Below are 25,623 nucleotides of genomic sequence, written 5' to 3'. Positions count from 1 at the left end.
CTTGCTGCTGGCGTTCTGGCCGGGTTTTGCCCTGGCTGATCAGGTCTTTTTTCCGGCGAAATCGGGCAAGGCCGCGGCGCCGGTGCTGACCGTTTATTCCTCGCTCGACGAGCCGCTGGCGCAGCCGATGATCCGGGGTTTTCAGGAGGCCAATCCCGATGTAGCGGTCAGATATGAGGATATGCTGACCGGCGAAATCTATGACCGGATCGTCGGCGAGACGGATGCCGGCAAGAAGACGGCGGATTTTGCCTTCTCGTCGGCGATGGACCTGCAGGTGAAGCTTTCGAATGACGGCTATGCGCAGGTCAGCAACCTGCCGATGAGCGCCGCATGGCCGAAATGGGCGAACTGGCGCAACACCGCCTATGCGCTGACTTTCGAGCCGGCGGTCTTCGTCTATCACAAGCCGAGCTTCGCGCATGAGCCGGTGCCAAGCTCGCGGGCGGAACTCGTCGACTATCTGAAGCGCAAGGGCAATGCGGTTTATGGCCGGATCAGCACCTACGATATCGAGCGGTCCGGTGTCGGCTTTCTGTTCATGGCGCGCGACCAGGAGCAATTCGGCGACATCTGGTCGGTGATCGGCGCGATGGGCGCGGCCGGCGTCAAGCTTTACTCGACGAGCTCGGCGATCCTCGAACGCGTCGCCGACGGGCGCTTCGTGCTCGGCTACAATATCCTCGGCTCCTACGCTGCCGACTGGGCTTCGCGGCATCCTGACGTCGGGATCGTCCTGCCGAAGGATTATACGGTGGTGATGTCGCGGATCGGGCTGGTGCCGCAGGCGGCCGCCGAGCCGGAGCTCGGGCGTCGTTACCTTACCTTTTTCATGTCGAAGGAGGGCCAGACGATCATGGCGCGCGAGCTGCAGATCCCCGCGGTCAGCCCCGAGGTGGCCGGCGAGAACACGGCCAATACGCTACAGGAGCTGCTCGGCGCGCAACTTCGCCCAGTGCCTGTCAGCCCCGGGCTGATGGTCTATCTCGACCAGGTGAAGAGAGCGCGGCTGATCGCGCACTGGAACGAGGTTTTGCGGGCGCAGTGAAGGAAGGCGTGTTCTTGCGAGCGCCGGACAGCCATATCCGGAAGAGGTTGCCGGATCCGTGCTGCCAGTCTCAGCCTCGCCGAAGCAGGTCGGCGCGGCTGAAGCAACCTGCAGAACGCGAAGTCACGAAAAACCCGGATTGACAGAGGTTATACGGCCTCCGGTCCCGCAAGCAATTCAGCTTTCCGGCTGTGGTTCGTCATACCAAGCTCGGTCCACAGGTCTGCGGCCTCATTCAGTCTTCTGAGGCGCGCGTAGAGATCGCAGCTCGGTTGACGATTTCCCCATTTCAGGCAGTCCTCAAATTTTTCGCGACGCTCCTGCGTGCTCAGCGGGTCTTCCACGGAACCCTTTGCATGGAGACGTTGTCGGCGTAGCGTCGTCCCGTCCGACAGCCGCACGGTGACAATATGCGGCAAGCGTTCATTTCCTCTTTCCTCGTCCGCTGAATAGGATTCCATCGTTATGCGTTTTGCCAGCATCCTCACATCCTGGCGCGAAACGGCAGAGCGCGTGAAATCGCCAAGGCTGACGGATCCATTCAGAAAGGCCGTCGCCAGACAGTATTGCATCGAGAAGCGGGCCTGCATCTCGTCTGCGGGTTCCGCATAGGCGAGGTTGCGAAAGGCGGAGACTCCGACCTTGGTATCGATCGACACGATGTCGTCCGCCGTCAGTCCATAGTCTCGTTTAAGCTCGAGCAGCGCATCGATTGCCCGGTGGGTCGATGCGCAGCATGGATGTCGCTTGGTGACCAAGCCTCGTCTTTCGATGATGTGGGCCGGCTCCGGTCGCAGATCCGCCCATGCCCGCGGGTCGTCTCCGCCAAAAAGATCCAGAAATCCCTGCGGCCTTTCCAGGATGTCGAGCCGGCCTCTGATGCCTGCGATGGCGAGCCGCGCCGCCTCAACCGCATTTCGGGCTGCGATGCCCGCATGAAGCGGCTTGGCCAGAGTACCGAACTGACCTTTGGGGCCGCAGGCGAGCGACGCTGCAAGGCTCATCGCCTGCGCCGTCTCCTCCTCGCTTGCGCCCAGCAACTGAGCCGCGCCCGCAGCCGCGCCGATTGCGCCCACCGTCGCCGTCCCATGCCAGCCCCTGTTGTAATGCGAGGGATTGACGCCGAAACCCACGGCGGCCTGCGCTTCCAGACCTGCAAGATAGGCGCTCAGAAAAGCGCCGCCGCTCACCGGACGACCTGCTGTAACCGTGGCCAGCAATGCAGGGACGAGGACCGCGGATGCATGGGCGCGGGCGGGATGGAAATTGTCGTCGAAATCCAGTGCATGCGCTGCAGTTCCATTGACGAGCGCGGCAATGGAGGAGGGAGCGCCGCCGCCGGCTACAAGCCAGGCGGTTCCTCCGCCTGCGATTTCGCTTGCAAAAGCCGCGGTTACGCCGGTGACGGCCGGATCTCCGGCGCCGGCGACCATGCAGCCAAAAGTATCGGCGACGGCATCGATTGCCCGTTCGATGGCGGTTTCAGAGAAATGCTTTCGGGATGAAAGCTGGGCTGCGATGCGCTGCAGAACGGTGGTCATTGACGAAACTCTTTCCATGGTCTTCGGTCGAGACCGGAAATTGTTCTGCTTTTGACAGCGCTGCAATCTTATGCAGTTCTCGAATAAGGCTACCGAGGAAAGTCATCACATGGTCAGGGCAGTCAGCGCAGGGATCAGCCTCAAGCATATCGAGGCCTATGATGCGATCGCGGCAACGGGATCGACGATCGCCGCCGCGCTGGAACTCGGCATTTCACAATCCAATGCCAGCCGACTGCTGCAGCAGCTTGAAGACTATCTCGGCGTCCGTCTGTTCGAACGTGACAAGAACCGGTTGTCTCCGACCCGTGAAGGCCGGCAGCTCGGGCCGGATATCCGCGCCATTTCGGATCGGTTGCGGGAGCTGAAAACGGCGGCGGTGGAACTGGAAAGTGGTCGTTCACGCGACATGCTGCTGCGCCTTGCGTTCCCGGCCAGCCTGTCATCCACCGTGCTTCCCCGCATGATCAAGGCCTTCTTCGGCGCCCACGGTCCGGTGCGCGTGGAGCTCGCTTCCGGCAGCTATCTGGCGATCGAGAGGATGGTGGCGGACGGAGAGGCCGATATCGGTTTCGCTCGCCTGCCGCTGGCGACGCCCGGACTGCGGCAGGAGAAACAGCTTATCTCCCGTATTGTCTGCGCTCTTCATGCCGATCATCCATTGGCAAAACAGAGCGCTCTGACGATATCGGACCTCAAGGGGCAGGACCTCATCGTCCTCAACCGGGAGCGGCCTGTTCGGCACGAATTGGAGGCGCTTTTCTACCAGGGCGGCCTACGCCAGCGCCCGCTGCTCGAGGCACATTCGGTGGCCAGTGCATGTGCGCTGGCTGCGAATGGTTTGGGGATCGCGCTGGTGGGCGACATCATCGCGCGCCAATACGCTGCCCTGCCGCTGCGTTTCGTGCCATTGGCGCCGGAACTGCCGGTGACCTATTGCCTCGTCAGCGGCGAGAAATATCCCTTGGCCAAATCCGCGGGCCTTTTTCTGGAAAGCATTGCCGACTGGCGCTGGGCCGCCGGTGCAGAGGACGCTTCACGATGAACATCAGACAGCTCGAGGTCTTGCGGACGCTGATGTCCACCGGATCGACCATTGCGACGGCCAAGGCCATGGGCCTCAGCCAGTCGGGTGTGAGCCGGCTCCTGCAGCAGCTCGAGGCGGACTTGTCCATCACCCTTTTTGTACGCGACAAGGGGCGGCTGATCCCGACGCCGGAGGCGGCCATCCTCGCCCGGGATGCAGAGAATATTCTCTTGGCCGTGGATCGGATGTCCGGGCACGCCCAAGATCTGAGAAGCGGCGCCGCAGGGCCGGAAATCGTGCGGATCGGTCTGCCAAGCAGCATGTGGGAGAACTTCGCGCCGGCCATGCTGGTGGATTACGTGCGGGATTTCCCCAGTGTCCGCATCGAGACGTTTTTCGACACGACCATTGCCATCAATAAGCTGGTCGAGGAGCGTGTGCTCGATATCGGCTTCCTGCGTATGGAGGGGGAAATCGGTCCCGGCATCGAAGTCGAGCAGGTGGCGAGCGGGGAAAGCGTCTGCGTCATCCCGAGGGATCACCGGCTGGCAGAACTGGCGGAGATCTCGGCCAAGGACCTGCGCGACGTACCGCTGATCCTCATCGGCCGTCAAAGGCCCAATCGCATGGCGCTCGATCAGAGCTTCAAACAGGCGGGCGTGAAGCAGATCGTCAAGATCGAAACCCATACGAACAGTTCTGCTTGTTCCTATGTCGCCCACGGCCTCGGTGTCACGATCATTAGCAGCTTCTATGCAAATCTCTATCGCCATCTTCCCGTCGTGCATCGTCCGTTCATTCCGCATGCACGTCAGCAGTTCGGGCTTGCACGTGCTGCAGGCGTTCCCCTGTCGATTGCAGCGCAATCCCTGAGCGATGCATTGAAACGGCAGATCCAGCTTTCACAAAAAGATATTTGAATCAGTAACTTACTTCTCATGAGCAAGAGAAGAACAGCGTTTCGCGCATCCTATCATTCTGCATAAACATATGACGAATACGCATAATATTGCGGAGATTTTTTCATTCCGTCATAGTCTCCCTTAACGAAACCGATGGCGGCCAAGGCTCGGCCGCCAATCGTGGGGAACACATGATACGCTTTATTCTTAACCGCCTGTTGATGGCATTGCCGACGATCGCCCTCGTGGCCGTCACTGTTTTCGCACTCATCCGGCTCATCCCCGGCGATCCGGCCGCTTTGATGCTCGGCGACATGGCGCAGCCTGACCAGGTGGCGGCGATGCGCATCGAGCTCGGGCTCGACAAATCGATGATCCAGCAATTCGTCATCTGGGCAGGGAACGTTTTGCAGGGTGATTTCGGGCGCTCCATCGTCAACGGCGAGGCGGTGCTGCCGCTCGTCGCATCCCGCTTCTTGGTCAGCGCCGAAATTGTCGTCATTGCCGTGTTGCTGGCGAGCGTTATCGCGGTGCCCGCCGGCGTGATCGCGGCCTGGCGACAGAACAGCCTGACGGACCTGGCCCTGGTGGGCACGGCGACGGTGCTGCTTTCCATTCCGACTTTTTGGCTCGGTCTCCTGTTGCTGCTGCTTTTCGGCCTGAAGCTCGGCTGGTTGCCGGTTCTCGGTTATATCTCGGTCGGCGACAATATCGCCAGCGGGATCCTGTACCTCGTCCTGCCGATCATGACGCTGGTCATCCACGAAATGGGCGTTCTGATCCGCATGGCGCGTGCTTCGACGCTGGAAGTCCTGCGTCTCGACTACATCACGCATGCGCGCGCCAAGGGCCTTTCGGAAAGCGCGGTCCTCTGGCGCCATGCCTTCAAGAACGCTTTTGGCCCGACATGGACGGTTATCGGCCTGATCCTCGGCAACCTGCTCGGGGGCATCGCGGTGATCGAAACCGTCTTCACCATTCCGGGCCTCGGCCGTTTGATGGTCGATAGCATCTTTGCCCGGGATTACCCCGTCATCCAGGGTTGCCTGCTGTTCGTGGCGCTATCCTATGTTCTGGTCAATCTGGTGGTCGATCTCCTCTATCCCTTCTTCGATCCGCGGGTGGTTGCCGAATGAAAAAGTTCACTTTCAACGGCCTCATCGGCAGCATTCTGATTGCCATCCTGCTGATCACCGCCGCAGTCGGTCTTTTCTGGACCCCATATGACCCGATGAAACTTGGTTTTGCCGTAAGGCTTGCTGCCCCCGGCGGCGCTCATCTGCTCGGGACCGACGAGTTCGGACGCGATGTTCTCAGCCGATTGATGGTCGGCGCCCGGGCCAGCGTATGGATCGGCACGCTGACAGTCGGTTTCGCGACCGTCTTCGGCACGTTGATCGGTGTTGTCAGCGGTTATGTCCGCGGCTGGGCAGACGGCATCATCATGGCGATCAACAATGCGCTGCTGGCATTCCCCGGCATTCTGCTGGCGCTCGGTCTGCTGGCCGTATTCGGCGCCAATCAGTACGGCATCATCTTCGCACTCGGCATTGCCTACACCCCGTCCATGGCGCGCGTCGTGCGCGGCGCGGTTCTGTCGCTGCGGGAGCGGGAATTCATCGAAGCGTCCAGAATAATGGGCAATAGCGAGCTTTTCACGATGGTCCGTCACATCCTGCCCAATTGCCTTGCCCCGATCACCGTGCTTGCCACGTCGATGTTCGGTTGGGCCATCCTCTCGGAAAGCGCCCTGAGCTTCCTGGGCCTAGGTGTGCCTCCGCCGGCGCCGACCTGGGGCAACATGCTTGCCGCCGGCCGTCCGTTCATCCAGCAGGCCGTGTGGCTCGGCCTTTTTCCCGGCCTCTGCATCGCGCTAACGCTGCTCGGCATCAATCTTCTGGGCGACGCCCTTCGTGACAAGCTGGATCCGCGTATGAGGGGGCTGAAATGACCGGCGACACGCTTTTGAACGTTTGCGGTCTCTCGCTTGAGGTTGCAGGCACCGGCCTGCAGGTCGTCAAGGACGTCGGCTTCGACATAGCGCCAGGCGAGATTGTCGGCATTGTCGGCGAGAGCGGCTCAGGCAAGACGCTGGCGACCCGGGCGCTGATATCGCTGCTGCCGGCGGCGGTTCGCGTGACTGGCGGAACCGTGCGCTACAAGGGTCGCGACGTGCTTTCGATGAGCAACAGTGATCTTCGGGCGATGCGGGGCCGTGAGATCGGCGTCGTGTTCCAGGAACCGATGACATCCCTCAATCCATCCATGACCATCGGCCGTCAGCTAGAGGAGGGGCTTGTCCTGCACACGAAGCTGGCGCCGCAGGAGCGGCGTGCGCGCATCCTCGACATGCTGAAGCGCGTCGGCATTCTCAACCCTGAAGGCGCCCTCACTTCCTACCCGCATGAGTTTTCCGGCGGCATGCGCCAGCGCATCATGCTGGCCTCCGTCATGCTGCTGAAGCCGGCATTGCTGATCGCCGACGAGCCGACCACGGCGCTGGATGCCGTCATCCAGCGCGACGTGATGGAGCTGATGGTCGATCTGACGACCGCGGAAGGCACAGCCGTTCTGCTGATCAGCCATGATCTGCCGATGGTTGCCCGATACACCAGCCGTATCATCGTCATGGAGAAGGGCGCAATTGTCGAGCAGGGGAGAGCCGACAAGCTTCTCGCGGCGCCACAGCATCCCTACACATGCAAGCTCCTCTCGGCGCTCCCCTATCGCGGTGAACCGCGCGCCATCGATAAGACCAAGACCCCGATGGTGTCGGCGCAGAACATCGTCGTCGACTATCCCGGTCGTCGGTCGTTCCTGAAAAAGGCGCGGGGGAAGCGGGCCCTGCATGGGGTCAGCATCGATGTCTATGAGGGCGAAGTGGTCGCCCTCGTCGGCGGTTCCGGTTCGGGAAAGACGACGCTTGGCCGCACCATCGCCGGCCTTGTCAGGGAAAGCGACGGGACGATCGAGTTCCGGGGGCGCTCCCGCAACGAGGATTGGAAGAACTACCGGTTGGATTGCCAGATGGTGTTCCAAGACCCCTACTCCTCGCTCGATCCGCGCATGACCATTCTCGCGCTTGTCGAGGAGGCGCTGCGTCTGGTGCCGAACCTGAGCGGCGAGGCCAAGCGGCGACGGGCTTTCGAAACGCTCGAGGAAGTCGGCCTCGGGAAGGACTATGCCAGCCGCTATCCACACGAATTGTCAGGCGGCCAGCGGCAGCGCGTCGCCATTGCCCGTGCCGTTGCGCGCCGGCCGAAATTCCTGATCGCCGACGAGCCGGTGTCGGCGCTTGACGTTACCGTCCGTGCGCAGGTGCTCGACCTCTTCTCGGATCTGCAGAAACGCTACGGCTTTTCCTGCCTTTTCATCAGCCACGATCTTGGCGTGGTCGAGCAGGTGGCTGACCGGGTGGTGGTGATGCAGGAGGGCCGCATCGTCGAGCAAGGCGACCGCGGCACGATCTTCGACAATCCGAGGGAGCCCTACACGCGTCGCCTCCTCTCGGCCATTCCCGCGCTCGACCACAATGCAAGCGGTGGTGTGACACTCAAATGGCGTTTGGAGAATTAACGTGGCTATCGTGACGACATCGGCCGATACGGCCGCAAAACTTCATGCAATCTGCGATGCGCAACCATTCGTCACCCGGTTCATGGTGCGCAACCTGCGCACCGGTGAAACGATAGAGCGCGGCGCTGACGAAGAAACCCCTTCGGCCAGTACCCGGAAGACATCGATCATGATGGCGGCGCTCAAGGCCGTTCATGAAGGCCGGCTCGATCTCGACGAGCCGATCACCTACGAGGCTCGCTTTGCCGAGGAAGTGGCAAGCGGCATGTTTCGCTATCTGACGCCGGGCATCGTCATTTCGTTGCGCGATGCGATCACCGGGATGATGGTGTTGAGCGACAATGTCTGCACCAAGATGGTCTTCGAGCGGCTGACGCTCGAGGAGGTCGACGGCTATTGCAAGTCGATCGGCATGGACGCCACGCATCATCGTTTTTTAATTCCACCGCTGGCCTTATCACCTGATCATTCGCTGCGGTCGGTCACCACGACCACGGCACGCGACCAGATTTTTCTCCTGCAGGCGATCCTCGATGCACAGACTTCGGAGGAAGCGGCAGAAAGATTGCGCTGTTCGCAGGCGCTCTGCCGCTACGCGCTTCAAACTCTGAAGAACCAGATCTTGCGTTATGCGATCCCGTCGAGATTGCCGTTCGCCACCGTGGTTGCGCACAAGGGCGGCACGGGCAAGCGCGGCCGCATGAATGCCGGCATCGTTTATCTGGGCGAGGAGCCCTTCTATGCCATTGCCGTATTCACCGATGACGTGCCTCAGGCCATGGCGGACGGCACGCCGGGCTACACGATCGCGCTCGAAACCATCGGTCGGCTCTCACGCGCCTGCTGGGACAATTTTCAACCTTGATCATCGACAAAACAAAGAGGGTAGAACAATGAAGAAAATTCTTCTCGCCGGCACGATGCTGCTCGGCATGGCAGGTCTCGGGCATGCGCGCGACATCGTCGTGGCTCAGAGTTCGGATCTGCGCAGCAGCAATCCCGGGGTCAATCGTGACGGCAATACCGACGGTGTTATCCTGCACATCGTCGAGGGCCTGGTCGGCTATAACAATAGCGGCGAGGTCAAGCCGCTGCTCGCCGAGAGCGTCGACGTTTCCGGCGATGGCCTTAGCTATACATTCCGCCTTCGCGGCGACGTGAAATTCCACAATGGCAAGCCGCTGACCGCCGACGACGTCGTGTGGAACTGGAGCCGCTATCTCAAGCCCGAGACGAAATGGACGTGCCTTTCCGATTTTGCGCCCGGCGGCGCCGCCCCCGTGACCGGTGTGAAGGCGCTTGACGCATCGACCGTCCAGATCACGCTCGAAAAGCCCTCGGCCGTCTTTCTGGGTCTGATGTCGCGCCCGGAATGCGGTTACACTGCCATCATTTCCTCCGATTCCGTGGCTGCGGATGGCAGTTTCGTCAAGCCGGTCGGGACCGGTCCGTTCATGTGGGACGAATGGAAAAAAGGCGAGTACATCCGCCTCGCCAAGTTCACCGACTACGTCTCTCCCGAAAATGACGGCAAGCCGGACGGGATGGTCGGCTCGAAACGACCTATGGCCGACGGCATCAAGTTCATGGTCATTCCCGATGCTTCCACCGTCAAGGCAGGACTGGAGTCCGGCGCCCTCGATACCGCCGAGATATCGCCTGACCTTATTCCGGAGATCAAGGCGAGCGATAAGCTGCAGCTGATCGTCGCCCGCAACAACGGCAAGAACCTGTTCTACATCCAGACGCGCGACAAGGTGCTGAGCAAGCCCGGCGTGCGGCGGGCGATGGCAATGTCGCTCGACCTCGGCGAGCTTGTCGCCGCCGCCTCAAATGGAACCGGCGAGGCGAACGGCTCGATGGTGTCGCAGGATTCCGTGTATTTTGACGATATCCAGAAGCAGAGGCTGCCCTACGACATCGAGGCGGCGAAGAAGGAATTGGCCGATGCAGGCTACGAGGGCGAGCCGATCACCATCATTGCCAACAAGCGCGGCAATGTTCCAAGCTTTCCCGCCGCGGTTATGGCGCAGGCGATGATGCAGCAGGCCGGATTGAATGTGCAGATCGAAGTTCTCGATTACGCAACGCAAGTCGACCGCCGCCGGTCCGGCAACTATCAGGTGATTTCGCAATCGGTCGCCCCGCGGCTCGACCCTGCGCTGATGTACAGTTTTTATGTCGGCAACAAGGACAAGAATGCTTCACTGATGTGGGACGATCCCAAGGCCGTGGAACTGATGAAAGCGGCTTATGTCGAAGCCGATCCGGCCAAGCGGCAGAAGATCTTCGACGCGTTCCATGAGCTGATGCTGAAGGAGGCGCCGGGCATTTTCCTCTACGACATGGTCGACGTGTGGGGTGCGACGAAGACGTTGAAGGGCCAGCCGGTCTGGCAGTCGAACGCCCGCCTCTGGGAGGTCTCGGTCGACTGAAGAATCTCGCGGCGCCGAGGCGCAGACGCCGCGGCACTTCAGATTGGTAAACAACAGGACCGGCAGGCGCGCCTGCCGGACCGATATGTCATGCCTGGGGCCTTCTGGCCGCCGGGAGAAGCAAGGGTATGGGATGAGCAAGGAAGCAGTGGATGCGATCGTTTCGGCGATCGAGCGTATGCGGCCGGCCTGCGCGGTGCTGAGCGACAGGATTTGGGATCTTGCCGAACTGAAATTCGAGGAGAAGAGTTCTTCCGCTCTGCTGGCAAAGGCCCTTGAGGACGAGGGCTTTTCCGTCCGTCGCGGCGTTGCCGACATGGAGACCGCCTTCATCGCAGAAGCCGGCGCGGGCAAGCCGGTCATTGCATTTCTCGGCGAATTCGACGCACTGGCGGGCATGAGCCAGATTGCGGGCATCGCCGAGCAGCGTTCGCTTGCGGCAGGCGCGACCGGACATGGCTGCGGCCACAATCTTCTGGGTGTCGGGTCGTTGATGGCGGCCGTCGCGCTAGCCAACCATTTGAAGGATAACGGCATTTCTGGGACGGTGCGTTACTATGGCTGCCCCGGCGAAGAGGGCGGCTCGGGCAAGACCTTCATGGTGCGTGCGGGGGCGTTCGACGATGTGGACACGGCTCTCACATGGCATCCCGCACCGTTCAACGGCGTCCGCTCCACAAACAATCTCGCGGTGCTGGAATATTATTACCGGTTCAGGGGCGTTGCGGCTCACGCTTCCAATGCTGCGCATCTCGGCCGATCCGCACTCGATGCCGTGGAGCTTATGAATGTCGGCGTCAATTTCCTGCGCGAACATATGCCACAGGACTGTCGCGTGCATTATGCCATCACCGATGCCGGCGGACGGGCTGCCAATGTCGTGCAGGCGCAGGCCGAGGTGCTCTACCTCATCAGGGCGCCGGACATGCCACAGGCTCTCAATCTCGCAGCGCGGGTGGAAAAAGTCGCGCGCGGCGCCGCGATGATGACGGAGACCGACGTGGAGATCGTCTTCGATACGGCTTCCACGAACCTTCTCCCGAATATTACCCTGGAAACGGCGATGCATGAAAACATGATGGCGCTCGGCCCCGTCGCCTTCGACGAAGCCGATATCGCCTTTGCGCGTCGGATCCAGAAGACGTTTACCGACGAAGCCGTCGCCAGCAGCATCAGGCTGTATCGGATCGAGCGCGACGTCTTCTCCGCCGCCAAGATAGATGGCGCGATGCCGCTCCATCTCGGGCTGCGGCATTTCGAGGGCCATTCGCACTTTCGGGCGGGCTCGACCGATGTCGGTGATGTGAGCTGGGTGACCCCTACGGCCCAATGCTGGGCTCCTGCCTGGGCCATCGGCACCAACCCGCATACATGGCAGGTCGTTGCGCAAGGAAAGGCGCCGGCTGCGCATAAGGCCATGGCACATGCAGCCAAGGCTCTCGCCCTGACCGGTCTTTCCCTGGTGAAATCGCCGGAGCTGATGAAGGCGGCGAAGGCCGAATGGATGGAGAAGACCGGCGGAAAGCCTTACATCTGCCCGATCCCGACGGATGTGGTGCCGGGAGCGGTGAGCAGCTGAAGCAACACGGCGGATCCGCTGCGCGGGCAATTACGGCAAAAAAGTGTCCGTTCCTCCTGGATATCTTGCCGATGTCAGCTAGATGACAGCTTGTTGTGGTGGCTTTGGCTACTTCTTCTCCGTGGAGGCGGAGAACTGAAGCCTTGGGAGGCATTCCGCCCGTCATTTGGACAACTGTGTCCGCCGGCCGGCTACCCCTCCCGATTCCCTGGAGAATAACAGGCGGTGCGCTCAGCCGCTGACGGAGGACAAATCGTGAAGCATACGTTCATCGCAACCATTCTCGCAGCCGCCATCGCGCTGCCGGCCTATGCTGCCGACTATACCATCATCGCGCCGGCCGCGCCCGGCGGCGGCTGGGACCAGACCGCCCGCTCGCTGCAGACCGCGCTGCAGCAGGAGAAGATCTCCGGCAACGTGCAGGTCCAGAACGTTCCCGGCGCCGGCGGCACCATCGGGCTGGCGCAGTTCAGCAGCCAGGCTGCCGGTAACCCCAACTCGCTGATCGTCGGCGGCTATGTCATGGTCGGCGCCATCCTGACCAACAAGTCGCCGGTGACACTCAAGGACGTTACGCCGATCGCCCGGCTTACCGGCGAATACGAAGCCGTCGTCGTTCCCGCCGCGTCCGATATCAAGACCATGGCCGATCTGGTCGCGGCGCTGAAGAAGGATCCGGGCGCCGTTTCCTGGGGCGGCGGTTCGGCCGGGGGCACCGACCACATCACCGTCGGTCTGATCGCCAAGGCCTCCCGAGTCGACCCGACCAAAATCAACTATGTCGCCTTTTCCGGCGGCGGCGAGGCGCTTGCCGCCATTCTCGGCAGCCAGGTCACTGCCGGAGTCTCGAGCTATAGCGAGTTCGAATCGCAGGTGAAAGCGGGCACGCTGCGTCTTCTTGCCGTGTCGAGCGACAAGCGCATCGACGGCGTTGATGCTCCGACGCTGAAGGAAAGCGGCACCGATGTCAGCATTCAGAACTGGCGTATGGTAGCCGCTGCTCCCGGTCTGTCGGCAGAGCAGGTCGCCGCCATCACCTCCGATTTCGAGAAACTGCACGGCTCCGCCACCTGGCAGGAAATTCTGAAGACCAAGGGCTGGGCCGACACCTATCTGTCCGGCGACGCGTTCAAAGCGCAGCTTGAAAAGGATGTCGCTGCCACCGAAGGCATTCTCAAAGAGATCGGACTTGTTCAATGAGCGGGGATAACTCCTCGGCAACCACGCGCCGCCCTGATTGGGCGGCGTTCATCATTGCCGCTTTCCTCTTTGTTGTCGCCGGCGTGATGTTCTGGGATGCATCGCATCTGAAAACAATCGCGCAGTATGACCGCATCGGCCCGGCAACGATGCCCCAAGTGGTGGCCTTCGGCCTCTTCTGTCTTGGGATCTGGACCGTCGCCGAAGCTTGGCGCGGCGAGTTTCCGGAACGCGATCGGCAGGAAGTGGCGCCCGTTATCTGGATCATTGCCGGTCTTGTCGGACAGATGCTGCTTCTGCGCCTTGCCGGCTTCTCGATCGCCACCGGTCTGCTGTTTGCATTCACGGCACGCGGCTTCGGCAAACGGAAGCTCTGGATCTCGCTGCCGTTCGGCATCGTCTTCAGCTTCGTCGTCTGGGCGATCTTCTCGCAGCTGCTGCAGCTGACGCTGCCGGCCGGCCCGCTCGAACGCCTGTTCTTCTGACGGCGCGCGCGCTGTCAGCACTTTTTATTTTTGCGCAGTGCCGGATCGCGTAACGCACGGCCGGGAACGCGCTTGGGATATCAAGATGAGCACATTCGAATTCCTATGGCAGGGGATCCTGGTTGCGATGCAGCCGATGAACCTGGTTTATGCGCTGGTCGGCGTGACGCTCGGCACTGCCGTCGGCGTGCTGCCCGGCATCGGACCCGCCCTCACCGTGGCGCTGCTGCTGCCCGCCACCTACAAGCTCGACCCTGGCGGTTCGCTGATCATGTTCGCCGGCATCTATTACGGCGGCATGTATGGCGGTTCGACCACCTCGATCCTCTTGAACACGCCGGGGGAAAGCGCCTCGATCGTCACCGCGCTCGAGGGCAACAAGATGGCGCGCGCCGGGCGCGGCGGGCCGGCGCTGGCGACAGCGGCGATCGGTTCCTTCGTCGCCGGCTTGCTCGCCACACTCGGGCTCGCCTTCATCGCTCCCTATATCGTCAAGCTGGCGCTGGTCTTCGGGCCGCGCGAATATTTCGCGCTGATGGTGCTCGCCTTCGTCACCGTCTCCTCGGCTTTCGGCGATTCGGCGCTGCGCGGGCTGACCTCGCTGTTCATCGGCTTTGCCCTTGCCATGGTCGGCATCGACCAGCAGACGGGGCAGGCGCGGCTTTCCTTCGGCATACCAGACCTGCTTGACGGCATCGAGGTGACGACGCTCGCGGTGGCGATGTTCGCGATCGGCGAGACGCTTTATATCGCCGCGCAGCGCAACCGGATGGAGGATAAGGTCGAAGCCGTCAAAGGCTCGCTCTGGATGAACGCGCAGGACTGGGCGCGTTCGTGGAAGGCCTGGCTGCGCGGCACGCTGATCGGCTTTCCGATCGGCGCGATGCCGGCGGGCGGCGCCGAAATCGGCACCTTCCTCTCCTATGCGACCGAAAAGCGGCTGGCGAAGAACCCCGAGGAGTTCGGCCATGGCGCCATTGAAGGCGTGGCCGGCCCGGAGGCGGCGAACAACGCATCTGCGGCCGGCACGCTGGTGCCGCTGCTGACGCTCGGCCTGCCGACGACGGCGACGGCGGCGATCATGCTGGCCGGCTTCCAGCAATACGGGCTGCAGCCCGGACCACTGCTGTTTGCCACCAACCCGCAGCTCGTCTGGGGCCTGATCGCCAGCCTGCTCATCGCCAACGCCATGCTCCTGGTCTTGAACCTGCCGCTGATCGGCCTCTGGGTGCGGTTGCTGACCATTCCGAAGCCGTGGCTTTATGCGGGCATCCTGCTGTTTGCGACGCTCGGGACGATCGGCGCCAATCCGTCGGTGTTCGAACTCGGCATGCTGCTGGCTTTCGGCCTGCTCGGCTACGTGATGCGGCTCTTCGGCTATCCGATTGCGCCGACGGTCGTCGGCCTGATCCTCGGGCCGCTTGCCGAACAGCAGTTGCGCCGGGCACTGGCGATCAGCCAGGGCGACGTCATGACGCTTGTGATGTCACCGATCGCGGCAGGCCTTCTCATAGTTGCAGCGGCCGCCTTCCTCATCCCGCTGATCCTGCGGCTGCGCGGCCGGGGACAGGTGCTTGCGCAGCTGGCGGCAAACGAAGACTAAAAAGACAAACTTACCCCTGCCTCAAGGCCGGCCATGGAGACATGCGCCGGCCTCTTCTTTTTGCATGGCTGAGATGAGTTTACGTGCATTGTCCTGGAGGACGGGCGGCCCCATTTGCAGGTGGTCAATCATAGAACGAGAGCAAAACACAATGTCCGCTATCCGCAGTTCAATCCGCACCGGTTTCCTTGGCCGTGCATTTGCCGTGCTCGGCGCCGCAAACGCGGTCAGCGCCGCTGTCGAAGCCGGCCGCCGGCCGCGCGCCCGCGACCTCAGGGAACTCGGCATCGACCCGGCCTCCTTCGGTGAGGTTACTCGCTAAGATCTTCAAGCATGCATGAATGAAACAGCCCGCAACCGGATGGTCGCGGGCTTTATTTTGTTCAACGGGTGCCGCAACGCCAAGCGCTGCGGCTTCTTGAAGCGCGTCGCTTCAAGCCTTTGTTTTCACGCATCTCGTCACGGTAAAACCGTGCATGCTTTGCGCGATATGCTCCATCGTCAGGCGTGAAGTTCTTCCTGCCGGGACGCGTGATCTTCCACCCGCGCGCGCCTGTTGTGGCGGATGGATGACCAGAGCGACAGGCCGATCAGGGCCGCGCCGCCGAGGCCGGTGATCACCTCGGGGATGTGCACCAGGGTCTGCGCATACATGATCACCGAGAGGATCAGGATGGCATAGAAGGCGCCATGCTCGAGATAGCGGTATTCGGCAAGCGTTCCCTTCTCCACCAGCATGATCGTCATCGAGCGCACATACATGGCGCCGATGCCGAGGCCGATCGCGATGACGAAGAGGTTCTGCGTCAGAGCGAAGGCGCCGATGACGCCGTCGAAGGAAAAGCTGGCATCCAGCACCTCCAGATAGATGAAAGCGCCGAGGCCGCCCTTGGCGGCAGCGCTCATCGTCTGCTGCGAGGCATCGAGCAGCTCGCCGACGACCTCGACCGCCAGGAAGGTGAGCAGGCCGTAGATGGCGCAATGGACGAAGACGCTGGCTTCCTCGCCGCTGATCAGCCAGGAGAACACAAGCATCAGCGCCAGCACGAAGGCGATCTCGATGCCCCTGATGGTCGCTGAGCGCGCCATCACTTTCTCCAGGCCGCGAAGCCAATGGATTTTCTTCTCGTGGTCGAAGAAATAGCTGAGGCCGACCATCATCAGGAAGGTGCCGCCGAAGGCTGCGATCGGCAGATGCGCATCGTTCATGATACGGGCATATTCTGCGGGCTCGCGGGCAGCCAGCACCAGCGCGTCCCAGGGGCCGATCCGTGCCGCGATCGCGACGATCGCCAGCGGAAAGACGATGCGCATGCCGAAGACGGCAATGATGATGCCCCAGGTGAGGAAGCGTTTCTGCCAGAGCGGCGTCATCTCCTTCAGCTTGTTGGCATTGACGATGGCATTGTCGAAGGAGAGCGAGATCTCGAGTACCGCAAGCACGGTGCAGATGAAGAAGACGCTCGCCATGCCGCCGATGGTGCCGGTCGTCTGCCAGCCGAGCACGGCGCCGAGAATAAGGCCGAGAGCAGTGACGATGAAAGCCCAGCGGAAATAGCCGAGCGAGGATTCATGGGTTGCAGGTTGATTCATGGCCGCACCTCACAGCCGCAAATCTTTTTGGAGAGGCTGGAGAGCGAAAAACGCGGCATGCCGCAACGGGCATGCTGGCAAGGCATGGTGAGTTTTTTCATCGATGAAAAATCCGCCGGCTAAGCTGCAGGCGGTACCGACATCACGAGAGCGCCGTAAAAACTCTCGCCAGAGGGGCCCGGCACCAAACATTGTCCGCAGCCGATGTCTGGAAGGCTGCGGACAGGCTCTAGGTAATCAACTTCCCGGCTCAGTCAAGCCGGTCATTGCCGGGAGATTGTCAGTTTTTTTGGGAACCATCCCGACGCCCGCCCGTTAGACCCTGGTTGAGCTGAAAAGGAGGCCGATGATGCACACTTCGACCCATGTTCCCGACAAACGCACGGAGGCATCCGACCGCATGAAGCGGGCGAAGCCGAACCGCATGCAGAAGGCGCAGGTGCTGCCGCCGCATCATGTCGATCTTACGCTGACGCCTGGCGTCATTCATGACATCCACGTGCCTGCGCATGTGACCGGCGCAGATCTTTCCAAAGGCGGTCCCGACCTCAAGGGCCACGCGGAAACCAAGAAATAGCGCCTATTCCAACGGCTTCTTCGGCGCCTGGCAGCTGATTTTTCGAAACAGGATGAAAAACATATGACGATCAACTTTGTGCCCCGCGATATTGCCATCCGGCATGAAAATGAATGGCAGGCCATACGCGAGGCGGCGGATGAGCGCATCGATATCGGCAAACGTCAAACGCCGCTTGCTTCGTCCATTCAAGGCTCAGCATCGGTTGGGAAAAACGATCCTTCGGCCGCACGCTCCGAATGAGCGGCGGGCCATTGTAGCAAGACCGGCGCCCGGCATGATGTCGGGCGTTTTGCTGTCTATCGATGCTCGTCCCGAGCGGCGCGCCGCGCGGAGTTGCAGCCGAAGTGTGCTCGGGGCGTCGATGCGTTTCAGGAAAAGATCAGCTGCGCAAGCATCATCCTGTCGCCGCGCCAACCTTTCGGAAAGGATTGGCCGGCGATAATTGCGGCCTCACGGGAATCGGACAGATGGCCAAGACAGCGACACGCGGCCGCCGCAAGGCGCCGGCGAGAGGAAAGAGCAGGGCGCGCAGCGGCGGCGGCGGATTGCTGCCCTGGGCGGTGATCGGCATTGCCGCGATCGGCGGCATTCTTGCTCACGACCATTGGAAGAGCATTCAGCCGTTGCTTGCCCGCCAACCGGCGCCGGCCACGCGGGAAACGGCGGAGCCGAGGCCTGTTGCCAGGAGGGACGTACCGCCGAAGCAGGTGGCGCTTGCCGCGCCGACGCCAACGGCACCGGTCACCGCGCAGCCGCTACCGCCGGCCGCAATACCGAAGCCGGCCATCCAGCCGGCGGTTCCGATCTCTCCCGGGGCTGCGGAAACGGGAACGGCCGCCTTCGGTTATTGCGGGCAGGGCGCTCATATCAACTGCGTCGGCGACGGCGGGATCTTCTGGTACAAGGGCGAGAAGATCGTCATCGCCGATATGGCAAGTCCGATCGTCGACCGAGCGCGCTGCGATGACGAGCGCAGGATCGCCTTTGCCGCCAAGTCGCGCCTGCTGGCGCTTCTGAACGCCGGGCCCTTCACCATGAATGCGGCGGGCAAGACCGAGTCATCAGGCGCCCCGCGCGTCGTTTCGCGCGATGGCCGCTCTTTCGGAGCGCAGCTGATCAACGAGGGGCTGGCGCGCAAGCCAGGCGCGGGCGGCGCCTGGTGCGCCTGAAATTCGTTACTTGCCCTTTTTCACCAGCTTGCCGCCGGTGCGGAAGCTGCCGGCGAAGGAGGAATCCTTGCTTTCGGCCGTGCATTCGATCGCGATCGGCTTGCCGGCGTAGGGATTGCCGAAGGTGCAGAAGCCGGCGACCTTGACCTGGCCGGTCATCTTGTTGCCGACGCCTGTCGTGACGAGGCTGAGGGGCAGGCGCGCATTGCCATTGGACGCGGGCTTGATCCCGGCGCCGTCGCCCTGGAAGCCGAGCGCCTTGCCATCCGACGTGAAGATGAACGTCACCGAGCCGTTGGCCAGCGTAACGCTGGCAAGCTCGTTCTTGCAGCCCTTGGTGGCGTCGAATTTGGCGACGACAAGCTTGGCGCATTTGCCGGACAGGGTAATGACGCCGGCTGCGCCGGGAAAAGTTTCGGCGGGAGAGGCCGGCGCGGCGGTGGCCGGCAAGGCAAGGGCGGCGGACAAAAATGCGGCGGCGGCAAGCGCGGATAAGTTCATTTCGATTTCAAACCCCATGTGCTGGCGAGGCGAATCACTGCCTCATCCTCGATTCGCCATGGCATGGTTCTGTGTCCGAATTTGGTTCCGCCATTCCCGCGGGATAAGATTATCACCGGCTGTGGGTGATCAGCGATCGACGGCAATGGGTGCCAGCCGGGCTTGCTGGCCGGAAGGTCGGCAAGGGCGTAGCTGTCAGGTATCGACAACAAGCCGGCATGATTTGACGGCGGCAAGGCACTCGTCGAGCGCCTGCCGTCTTGAATGCACTGTCTGATCAGGGGGAATGGGTCCAGGCAGGGAAGTCCAGACCCATTCTTTCCCGATCGGAGGTCAGTCAGATCAGGAATTTGCGGCTGCCGGTCTAGAGCATGATGCCGAAAAGTGTAGGCGGGTTTCGGACGACATCATGCTCTAACTCTTGAATTTAGAACAGGATTCAGATTTTAGGCCGAACGGGCCTAAAATCATCCTGTTCTAGCCGGCAGCCCTTTTCATTAGAACGCGCGCTGCAGGCGGAAGTAGCCCGAGGTCACGTCGCTGGCATTGTCTGGATCGAGGTACTGAATCGAAACCTTGGCCGAGAAGTTTTCGACGATCTGGTAGTCGATCGTCACGCCGGCCTTCCAGGCGTTGACGTCATCGTTGAACTCGCCGGCAGTGATGCCGTAGTTGTCGTAGTACTGAACAGCCGGGGTGATCTTCAGCTTGTCAGTTGCCTTGATGGCGTATTCAGCAGCGATCGCCCATTCAGCCTTGTTGTAGTAGGCGTTCGGGTTGGATGCGTAGACGACTGCGAGGCCGAGCGTGCCGGGACCGACGGCAACCGTACCCATAGCGCGGACGGCGCCTTCTTCGTTGTCGACGTCATAGCCGGCAGTGATCTGGTAGCTGAAGATACCAGCCTTGCCGCCGAGACCAACGGCTACGCCGACGTTGTTGGCGGTTTCGCCGTTGTAGAACGGGCTGTCTTCGAGCTCGTCGACGCTGATGCCGGCGTAGAAGGCGTCGGTTTCGTACTGATAACGGAGCGAGTTATGCAGCGTGACCGGCGAGCCGATATCGTCGGTTTCGCCCGAGAGGCCGTCGTCCCACCAGCTGTAGAACAGACCAGCGCGGAAGCCGGCGATGTCGAGGTAAGCGGAGTCGAGCTGGGCCTTCTGGGCCGAAGCGTTGTCAGCATTGAACTGCATGACGATGACGCCGGTCAGCGGACCATACTCGGTGTCGCTCTTGGCGGTGAACTGAACCTGGCCGCGCGTACGGGCATCCCAGTCCGAGTCGTTGGCAACGGAACCGCCGCCGCCGGCGCCGATCGAGCTAGCGTTCGGAGCAACGTCAACCTGGAAGCGGACGTAGCCGTTGATCTTGAGGCAGGTTTCGGTGCCGGGGATGTAGAAATAGCCGGTGCCGTAAGCGTCGCAGACGCGGACGTATTCAACCGGTTCCGGCTCGGCGGCAACGATAGCGTCAGCCGCCTGAGCGCCGGATACTGCTGCGAGAGCAGCAGCGGAGCCGAGAAGAAGGCTCTTGATGTTCATGGAATAACCTCCAGTTCAGATGCGAGAGGATGAAGACCGTTGCCATCGGCAGTCCCTACGGATCTTCACCCCGTGTGAGCGAAGCGGCACCTTTTTGACCAGGTGCCTGCCTCGCCGCGGTAGTTACATAGGGGATATTGCGCCGCAATAACGATATCGATCATGACAGCAGGCTGGCACAGCTATGTTGCTGAAAGAACACGTATTTTGTCACGAATATGTCACGTGTCTGTCGCAAATCTCGCCGTGAACAACGGTGGGCTGAGCCAGGAAAACAATATGCAATTCGTGCTCGCGTAAGCATATCCTCATATGCGCGCACGCCATAACCGCGATCTGTGTGAATCCGGGGATGGCTAATAAGCTGCCGGGGAGAGAGGAGTGGCAACGACCAGTTTGGCGCGCTTGCCGGAAAGCGTAATGACGCCGGCGGTGCCAGGAAGTGTCTCAGGCGCGGAGGCAGGCGCGGCCAAGGCCGGCAAGGCGGGGACGGCGGAAACAAGGGCGGCGGCTGCCGGTGCGAAAGATCTCCGACCCTCTGCGCCGGCGAACCGGCCGTGCGCTGGAAGGTCAGGTACCCGCATTGTTCAGCGACGTGATTGGGGCGGTGTTCTCGGCCTGCATTGCTTCCTTGACGCGGTGGCGAAGACGTATGCCCCAAGAATTCACTCCAGGGTGGCTTCCTTGCGGGCAACGTTGCCGCTGACATCAATGTCACTGCCCAACATCGCGCTGCCGGTCAGATCGACACCGTAGTCCAGGAGGTTCTGACGCGTCAGGTGAAGCATGATCCGGCCGGCCTGCTCGACCGGTCTGCCGCGCATATGGGAGACGACGTACTCGGCAGTGACGGGGTAGCGTCCCTCAGGAAGGCTGATACCTTTTGCGAGTGAAATCTTGTCGGTGGAAACCACAAGAGTTTTGCGTCGTTTGATGACCTGGGCCAAGTCTGAAACTCCTACTGGGGCAGGTGTATCACACCCGCAAGCCGCGATGTAAAAAGGCCTCTCGATTTCTCGAAAGGCCTTCTAGGTCAAGCAATCTGGATGGTGGGCGTGACAGGGATTGAACCTGTGACCCCTACGATGTCAACGTAGTGCTCTCCCGCTGAGCTACACGCCCATCCGATGGCGGCGCATAGATCACAAAACCTTTGGAGCCGTCAATAGGCTTTTTGCAGTTTTGTGACGCGCCGCCCGGCAAGCCTTATGCGGCAAGCATTTTGTTGACCTCGTCGACGAGGTCGCGCAGGTGGAAGGGCTTGGAAAGGACCTTGGCATCCTTCGGCGCCTTCGAATCAGGGTTCAGCGCCACGGCGGCAAAACCGGTGATGAACATGACCTTCAGGTCGGGATCGAGTTCGGTGGCGCGGCGCGCCAGTTCGATGCCGTCCATCTCGGGCATGACGATATCGGTCAGCAGCAGGGAAAACGGCTCCTCGCGCAGCCGGTCGTAGGCGCTAGCGCCGTTATCATAGGAAAGGACCTTGTAACCGGCCTTTTCCAGCGCTTTCACCAAGAAGCGGCGCATGTCGTTGTCGTCTTCGGCGAGAAGTATCTTCTGAGTCATCAATCCAGACCGCTGATCAATAGGTTTTGGGTGGGTGCCAGCCGTTTACACTAGTCTTTGCCCGGTAAACAACCGGTGAATTGCCTGTGCGTGATTGCCGTCCCTTCTACATAGTATGGACTTGCGGCCGGGCAACTGGCAACATGGCCGAAGCAGTCAGTTCATGACATGGTAAAGAGGGCAGAAAGTGCCGGAAATCCGCGAATACGAGCTTTTTGAAGTCCATGAGCCCGTGTCGCAGACCATTCCCTTCGTCTACAACTCCCCCCATAGCGGCCGCATTTATCCACCGGAATTCATCGCCCAGTCGAGGCTCGAAGGCATCGCCATCCGCCGTTCCGAGGATCACTATGTCGATGAGCTCTTCGGTTCGGCCGTCACCCTCGGCGCGCCGCTTCTTGCCGCCAACTTTCCGCGCGCCTATCTCGACGTCAACCGCGAGCCCTACGAGCTTGATCCCAGGATGTTCGACGGGCTGCTGCCGCCCTATGCCAATGTCAACTCGCTGAGGGTCGCCGGCGGGCTCGGCACCATTCCGCGCATCGTCGCCGAGAACATGGAGATCTATGCGCGGCGCCTGCCGGTGCAGGAGGGGCTGGATCGGGTCGAAGCGGTCTACAAGCCTTACCATGCGGCGCTGCGCCGGCTGATCGCCCGTACCCACGTGCAGTTCGGCTTCGGCGTGCTGATCGATTGCCATTCGATGCCCGGCAATGTGCGCGTCGCCGGCTGCACCGGACGGCCCGATTTTATCATCGGCGATCGCTACGGCACCAGCGCTTCGGCCGAACTTTCGCGCGCCGCCATCGCCATCCTCGAGGAAATGGGCTTCGCGGCGATCCGCAACAAGCCCTATGCCGGCGGTTTCATCACCGAACATTACGGCCGCCCCTCGCGCGGCCTGCATGCATTGCAGATCGAGGTGAACCGGGCGATCTATGTCGACGAGGTGACGCTGGAGAAGCGCGAGGATTTTGCCGCGGTGGCCGAGGCCGTGACGGCCTTCATGCAGCAGATGGCCGATTACGTCGAAAAGTTCGCCGGCGACCGGGCGCTGGCCGCCGAATAGGCTTCTTTATCAATTTTGGCGATATTCGTGTGGCCGTCGTCTTTCGCAAGGGCCAAAAAAGAACCGCGCTGGTCAGCGCGGCTAAGTCTAGGGAGGAAACACCCAAGGAGGGTATTTACAGTCAGAAGACTGTATGACGACGCTACTTTTGCATTGCACAAATGTCAAGCAATGTATTGCGCTGCGATATCTTTGGGCAATTCATCCGAAATTGCCCGCGGCGTTTGCATTCCCGTCACGTTTCGCTATGAAACCCGTTCCCGCCAGCCAAATGGTGCCACCATGCTTCCTGACCGTTCGTTCTTCAATCGTCTGGCGGAGGCCGCCCGCGCCGAGACGCTGCCGCGCTTCCGCTCCGGCCTCGATGTCACCAACAAGCTATCCTCGGGGTTCGATCCGGTGACGGAAGGCGATCGTGCCGCCGAACTCGCCATCCGGGCGCTGATCGAGGAGAATTTCCCCGATCACGGCATTCTCGGCGAGGAGCACGGCAATGTCGGGCTCGACCGTGACTATGTCTGGGTGATTGATCCGATCGACGGAACCCGCGCCTTCATATCGGGCGTGCCGGTGTGGGGAACGCTGATCGGCCTGCAGAAGGAGGGTCGGGCGATCATGGGCATGATCGAACAACCCTTTACCGGCGAGCGTTATTTCGCCGACGAAAACGGCTCGATCTATAGCGGGCCGGAGGGCGAGCGGCGGCTGGTGACGCGCCAGTGCGACCGGCTCTCCAATGCCATTCTTTTTACCACATCGCCGCATCTCTTCGGCGGCGAGGAGATGGAGAAATATCGGGAGATAGAGGGTCAGGTGCGGCTCTTCCGCTACGGCTGCGACTGCTATGCCTATGCGCTGCTTGCTGCCGGCCATATCGATCTCGTCATCGAAAACGGGCTGAAGCCCTATGATGTCGGCGGCATCATTCCCGTCATCGAGGGGGCGGGCGGCATCATCACCACCTGGGACGGCGGCCGGCCGGAAAATGGCGGCTCGATCATCGCGGCCGGCAGCCGGGCGGTCTACGAGCAGGCGATCGCCGTGCTGCAGCGCTGATCCCCCGGTCAGCACCGCTGATCCCCCGGTCAGTTCCTGATCCGGGCTCACGTGCCGAGGGCCGCGACATCCTGGTTTTCCTCGGCATCGCTGCCAGGGATGAAGGCATGGAAGGCGGCGAGCGCGGCGGCGCGGTAGATATCCCGTTCCTGGAAAATCTCGTGGCGGGCGCCGTTGATCGGCACCAACTGACCGGCGCGGAAATAACGCGAGAGCCGCTCCTGCGCCGTATAGGGAACGACGCCGTCACGCGTCGGGGCGATGACGATGGTCGGGATAGTGATCGAAAAGAGATGGTTGGGTGAGGTGACCCGATCTATGGTCCGGAACGCCTCGGTGAGCCAACGGGCTGTCGGCGGACCAAGCGTCAGCTCCGGATGAGCCGTCATCATCGCGACATTACGGTCGAAGCGCTGTTCGTCCGAGGTCAGCGGGTTGTGGCTGAAGTCCGGCTCCTTCAATTTCGAGGTCAACGGCAGGAAACCAAGGCCGAGAGCGGTCAGCGTGCCTGCAACGGCACGGATGACACGGGGCGAGGCCGTCTGGCCGGTCAGGCCGATGAAGGGAGCGGACAGCACCATGCGGTCGATGCGGGTGGTGAGATAGGGGGCGGCCGACAGCGCGATCAGCCCACCGGTGGAATGGGCGAGCAGGTAGAAAGGCAGGCGCGTATCCGGCAGCACCACCTTTTCGAGGAAAGTGTCGAGATCGTGCTCGTAATCGACAAAGCGGCGGATGTGACCGTGATTGCGGCGTTTCATCAGCCGCTGAGAACCGCCCTGGCCGCGCAGATCGAAGGTCGCGACCCAGAGGCCTTTCGCCGTCAGGTCGCGGATGGTCTCGAAGTACTTTTCGATATATTCGTTGCGGCCATGGAGAATGACAACCGTGCCCCTGGCGACCTGGGCGCCGGAGCGAAAGACGGCGTAACGCAGCCGGTGGCCGTCATGGGTTTCAAAATAGCCTTCCGTGCGGTTTTCCGGGGCGGGATTGTCGGGCGTCGAATAGAGAACCTGATCCATGACTTTGCCAATGCGCCGCTGCTGCCTGCTTCGCTATCAGGGATAGCGCATGGCTCCCGGCTTGGAAAGCGCCGGCGCCCGCAAAGCGGCGGGAGAAAAGGGCCGGCAGGAGCATGAGGGTGCCCGC

At 61.6% G+C, this 25,623-nt stretch carries 26 protein-coding genes, 1 tRNA gene and 1 pseudogene; 19 read left to right on the top strand and 9 right to left on the bottom strand.

The genetic code is table 11. The annotated features are described in order from the left end of the window. Position 1: 1 nt before the first annotated feature. Positions 2 to 1,048 (top strand): ABC transporter substrate-binding protein, encoded by a 1,047-nt coding sequence (locus K6M89_RS10615; RefSeq protein ID WP_222139397.1) that lies wholly within the window; start codon positions 2 to 4, stop codon positions 1,046 to 1,048. Between the two features lie 149 nt (positions 1,049 to 1,197). On the opposite strand, the gene K6M89_RS10610 is transcribed toward K6M89_RS10615, so the two are convergent. Continuing rightward, a complete protein-coding gene (locus K6M89_RS10610; RefSeq protein WP_222139396.1) occupies positions 1,198 to 2,589 on the bottom strand; it encodes an MmgE/PrpD family protein in 1,392 nt (463 codons plus the stop codon). 109 nt (positions 2,590 to 2,698) lie between these two features. Between K6M89_RS10610 and K6M89_RS10605 the strand changes: the two genes are divergently transcribed. The 13 genes from K6M89_RS10605 (at position 2,699) to K6M89_RS10545 (ending at position 15,907) form a co-directional block, all read left to right on the top strand. After that, complete coding sequence (locus tag K6M89_RS10605) at positions 2,699 to 3,634, top strand: LysR family transcriptional regulator (protein ID WP_097580393.1); 936 nt, start codon at positions 2,699 to 2,701, stop codon at positions 3,632 to 3,634. Further along, entirely contained in the window at positions 3,631 to 4,536 is a 906-nt protein-coding gene (locus K6M89_RS10600) for a LysR family transcriptional regulator (RefSeq protein ID WP_097580392.1), read from the top strand. The genes K6M89_RS10605 and K6M89_RS10600 overlap by 4 nt, the downstream gene beginning before the upstream one ends. 173 nt (positions 4,537 to 4,709) lie before the next feature. Continuing rightward, on the top strand, positions 4,710 to 5,654 hold the full coding sequence (locus K6M89_RS10595) for an ABC transporter permease (RefSeq protein ID WP_222139395.1): 945 nt from the start codon (positions 4,710 to 4,712) through the stop codon (positions 5,652 to 5,654). Beyond that, complete coding sequence (locus tag K6M89_RS10590) at positions 5,651 to 6,469, top strand: ABC transporter permease (protein ID WP_222139394.1); 819 nt, start codon at positions 5,651 to 5,653, stop codon at positions 6,467 to 6,469. Before K6M89_RS10595 ends, K6M89_RS10590 begins: the two co-directional genes overlap by 4 nt. Further along, on the top strand, positions 6,466 to 8,094 hold the full coding sequence (locus tag K6M89_RS10585) for an ABC transporter ATP-binding protein (RefSeq protein WP_222139393.1): 1,629 nt from the start codon (positions 6,466 to 6,468) through the stop codon (positions 8,092 to 8,094). Before K6M89_RS10590 ends, K6M89_RS10585 begins: the two co-directional genes overlap by 4 nt. A 1-nt stretch (position 8,095) precedes the next feature. Continuing rightward, positions 8,096 to 8,959, top strand: a complete 864-nt coding sequence (locus K6M89_RS10580) for a serine hydrolase (RefSeq protein ID WP_498072970.1) — start codon at positions 8,096 to 8,098, stop codon at positions 8,957 to 8,959. A 28-nt stretch (positions 8,960 to 8,987) separates the two neighbouring features. Beyond that, positions 8,988 to 10,529 (top strand): ABC transporter substrate-binding protein, encoded by a 1,542-nt coding sequence (locus tag K6M89_RS10575; protein ID WP_222139392.1) that lies wholly within the window; start codon positions 8,988 to 8,990, stop codon positions 10,527 to 10,529. A gap of 133 nt (positions 10,530 to 10,662) precedes the next feature. Next, a complete protein-coding gene (locus tag K6M89_RS10570; RefSeq protein ID WP_222139391.1) occupies positions 10,663 to 12,108 on the top strand; it encodes a M20 family metallopeptidase in 1,446 nt (481 codons plus the stop codon). Between the two features lie 255 nt (positions 12,109 to 12,363). Beyond that, positions 12,364 to 13,308 (top strand): Bug family tripartite tricarboxylate transporter substrate binding protein, encoded by a 945-nt coding sequence (locus K6M89_RS10565; RefSeq protein WP_222139390.1) that lies wholly within the window; start codon positions 12,364 to 12,366, stop codon positions 13,306 to 13,308. Further along, entirely contained in the window at positions 13,305 to 13,793 is a 489-nt protein-coding gene (locus K6M89_RS10560; RefSeq protein WP_010029796.1) for a tripartite tricarboxylate transporter TctB family protein, read from the top strand. Before K6M89_RS10565 ends, K6M89_RS10560 begins: the two co-directional genes overlap by 4 nt. Before the next feature lie 85 nt (positions 13,794 to 13,878). Beyond that, positions 13,879 to 15,396 (top strand): tripartite tricarboxylate transporter permease, encoded by a 1,518-nt coding sequence (locus K6M89_RS10555; protein WP_222139389.1) that lies wholly within the window; start codon positions 13,879 to 13,881, stop codon positions 15,394 to 15,396. 151 nt (positions 15,397 to 15,547) lie between these two features. After that, positions 15,548 to 15,718: a hypothetical protein gene (locus K6M89_RS10550; RefSeq protein ID WP_097580385.1), complete on the top strand. Its 171-nt coding sequence runs from the start codon at positions 15,548 to 15,550 to the stop codon at positions 15,716 to 15,718. Positions 15,719 to 15,733: 15 nt separating this feature from the next. Then, complete coding sequence (locus K6M89_RS10545; RefSeq protein ID WP_170964775.1) at positions 15,734 to 15,907, top strand: hypothetical protein; 174 nt, start codon at positions 15,734 to 15,736, stop codon at positions 15,905 to 15,907. On the opposite strand, the gene K6M89_RS10540 is transcribed toward K6M89_RS10545, so the two are convergent. Beyond that, entirely contained in the window at positions 15,898 to 16,989 is a 1,092-nt protein-coding gene (locus K6M89_RS10540; RefSeq protein WP_222139388.1) for a DUF475 domain-containing protein, read from the bottom strand. The two genes, K6M89_RS10545 and K6M89_RS10540, sit on opposite strands and share 10 nt — an antisense overlap. Before the next feature lie 346 nt (positions 16,990 to 17,335). Here K6M89_RS10540 and K6M89_RS10535 point away from each other — a divergent pair, with 346 nt between their 5' ends. From K6M89_RS10535 to K6M89_RS10525, 3 genes are all read left to right on the top strand, one after another. After that, positions 17,336 to 17,566: a hypothetical protein gene (locus K6M89_RS10535; RefSeq protein WP_010032149.1), complete on the top strand. Its 231-nt coding sequence runs from the start codon at positions 17,336 to 17,338 to the stop codon at positions 17,564 to 17,566. Positions 17,567 to 17,629: 63 nt separating this feature from the next. Continuing rightward, a complete protein-coding gene (locus K6M89_RS10530) occupies positions 17,630 to 17,809 on the top strand; it encodes a hypothetical protein (RefSeq protein ID WP_010032152.1) in 180 nt (59 codons plus the stop codon). A gap of 227 nt (positions 17,810 to 18,036) precedes the next feature. After that, the gene (locus K6M89_RS10525) at positions 18,037 to 18,738 is read left to right on the top strand and encodes a hypothetical protein (protein WP_222139387.1); all 702 of its coding nucleotides are present in this window, start codon (positions 18,037 to 18,039) and stop codon (positions 18,736 to 18,738) included. Positions 18,739 to 18,744: 6 nt separating this feature from the next. Here K6M89_RS10525 and K6M89_RS10520 read toward each other — a convergent pair whose 3' ends face one another. From K6M89_RS10520 to cpdR1, 6 genes and pseudogenes are all read right to left on the bottom strand, one after another. Beyond that, positions 18,745 to 19,239 (bottom strand): hypothetical protein, encoded by a 495-nt coding sequence (locus K6M89_RS10520; protein WP_097580506.1) that lies wholly within the window; start codon positions 19,237 to 19,239, stop codon positions 18,745 to 18,747. Between the two features lie 497 nt (positions 19,240 to 19,736). Beyond that, positions 19,737 to 20,780 carry a porin gene (locus K6M89_RS10515; protein ID WP_222139386.1) on the bottom strand — a complete coding sequence of 348 codons (1,044 nt, stop codon included), beginning with the start codon at positions 20,778 to 20,780 and terminating at the stop codon, positions 19,737 to 19,739. A 383-nt stretch (positions 20,781 to 21,163) separates the two neighbouring features. Further along, a pseudogene (locus K6M89_RS31000) lies at positions 21,164 to 21,364 on the bottom strand (hypothetical protein); the annotation flags it as partial. Between the two features lie 81 nt (positions 21,365 to 21,445). Continuing rightward, positions 21,446 to 21,727: a hypothetical protein gene (locus K6M89_RS10510; RefSeq protein WP_239791212.1), complete on the bottom strand. Its 282-nt coding sequence runs from the start codon at positions 21,725 to 21,727 to the stop codon at positions 21,446 to 21,448. Positions 21,728 to 21,827: 100 nt separating this feature from the next. Next, a tRNA-Val gene (locus K6M89_RS10505) sits at positions 21,828 to 21,902 on the bottom strand. Positions 21,903 to 21,986: 84 nt separating this feature from the next. Continuing rightward, entirely contained in the window at positions 21,987 to 22,349 is a 363-nt protein-coding gene (gene cpdR1 / locus K6M89_RS10500; RefSeq protein ID WP_003542883.1) for a response regulator CpdR1, read from the bottom strand. A gap of 187 nt (positions 22,350 to 22,536) precedes the next feature. Here cpdR1 and K6M89_RS10495 point away from each other — a divergent pair, with 187 nt between their 5' ends. After that, positions 22,537 to 23,418, top strand: a complete 882-nt coding sequence (locus tag K6M89_RS10495; RefSeq protein ID WP_010033008.1) for an N-formylglutamate amidohydrolase — start codon at positions 22,537 to 22,539, stop codon at positions 23,416 to 23,418. A 282-nt stretch (positions 23,419 to 23,700) separates the two neighbouring features. After that, the gene (gene hisN, locus K6M89_RS10490; protein WP_222139385.1) at positions 23,701 to 24,474 is read left to right on the top strand and encodes a histidinol-phosphatase; all 774 of its coding nucleotides are present in this window, start codon (positions 23,701 to 23,703) and stop codon (positions 24,472 to 24,474) included. Positions 24,475 to 24,521: 47 nt separating this feature from the next. On the opposite strand, the gene K6M89_RS10485 is transcribed toward hisN, so the two are convergent. Continuing rightward, positions 24,522 to 25,496, bottom strand: coding sequence for an alpha/beta fold hydrolase (locus tag K6M89_RS10485; protein WP_222139384.1), 975 nt, complete (start codon positions 25,494 to 25,496; stop codon positions 24,522 to 24,524). Between the last annotated feature and the right edge of the window lie 127 nt (positions 25,497 to 25,623).

Origin of the sequence: Rhizobium croatiense (genome assembly GCF_019793465.1) — a bacterium.
GTDB classification, from domain to species: Bacteria; Pseudomonadota; Alphaproteobacteria; order Rhizobiales; family Rhizobiaceae; genus Rhizobium; species Rhizobium croatiense.
The sequence above is the reverse complement of the archived record's forward strand: the minus strand, read 5'-3'. Positions and strand labels throughout refer to the sequence as shown.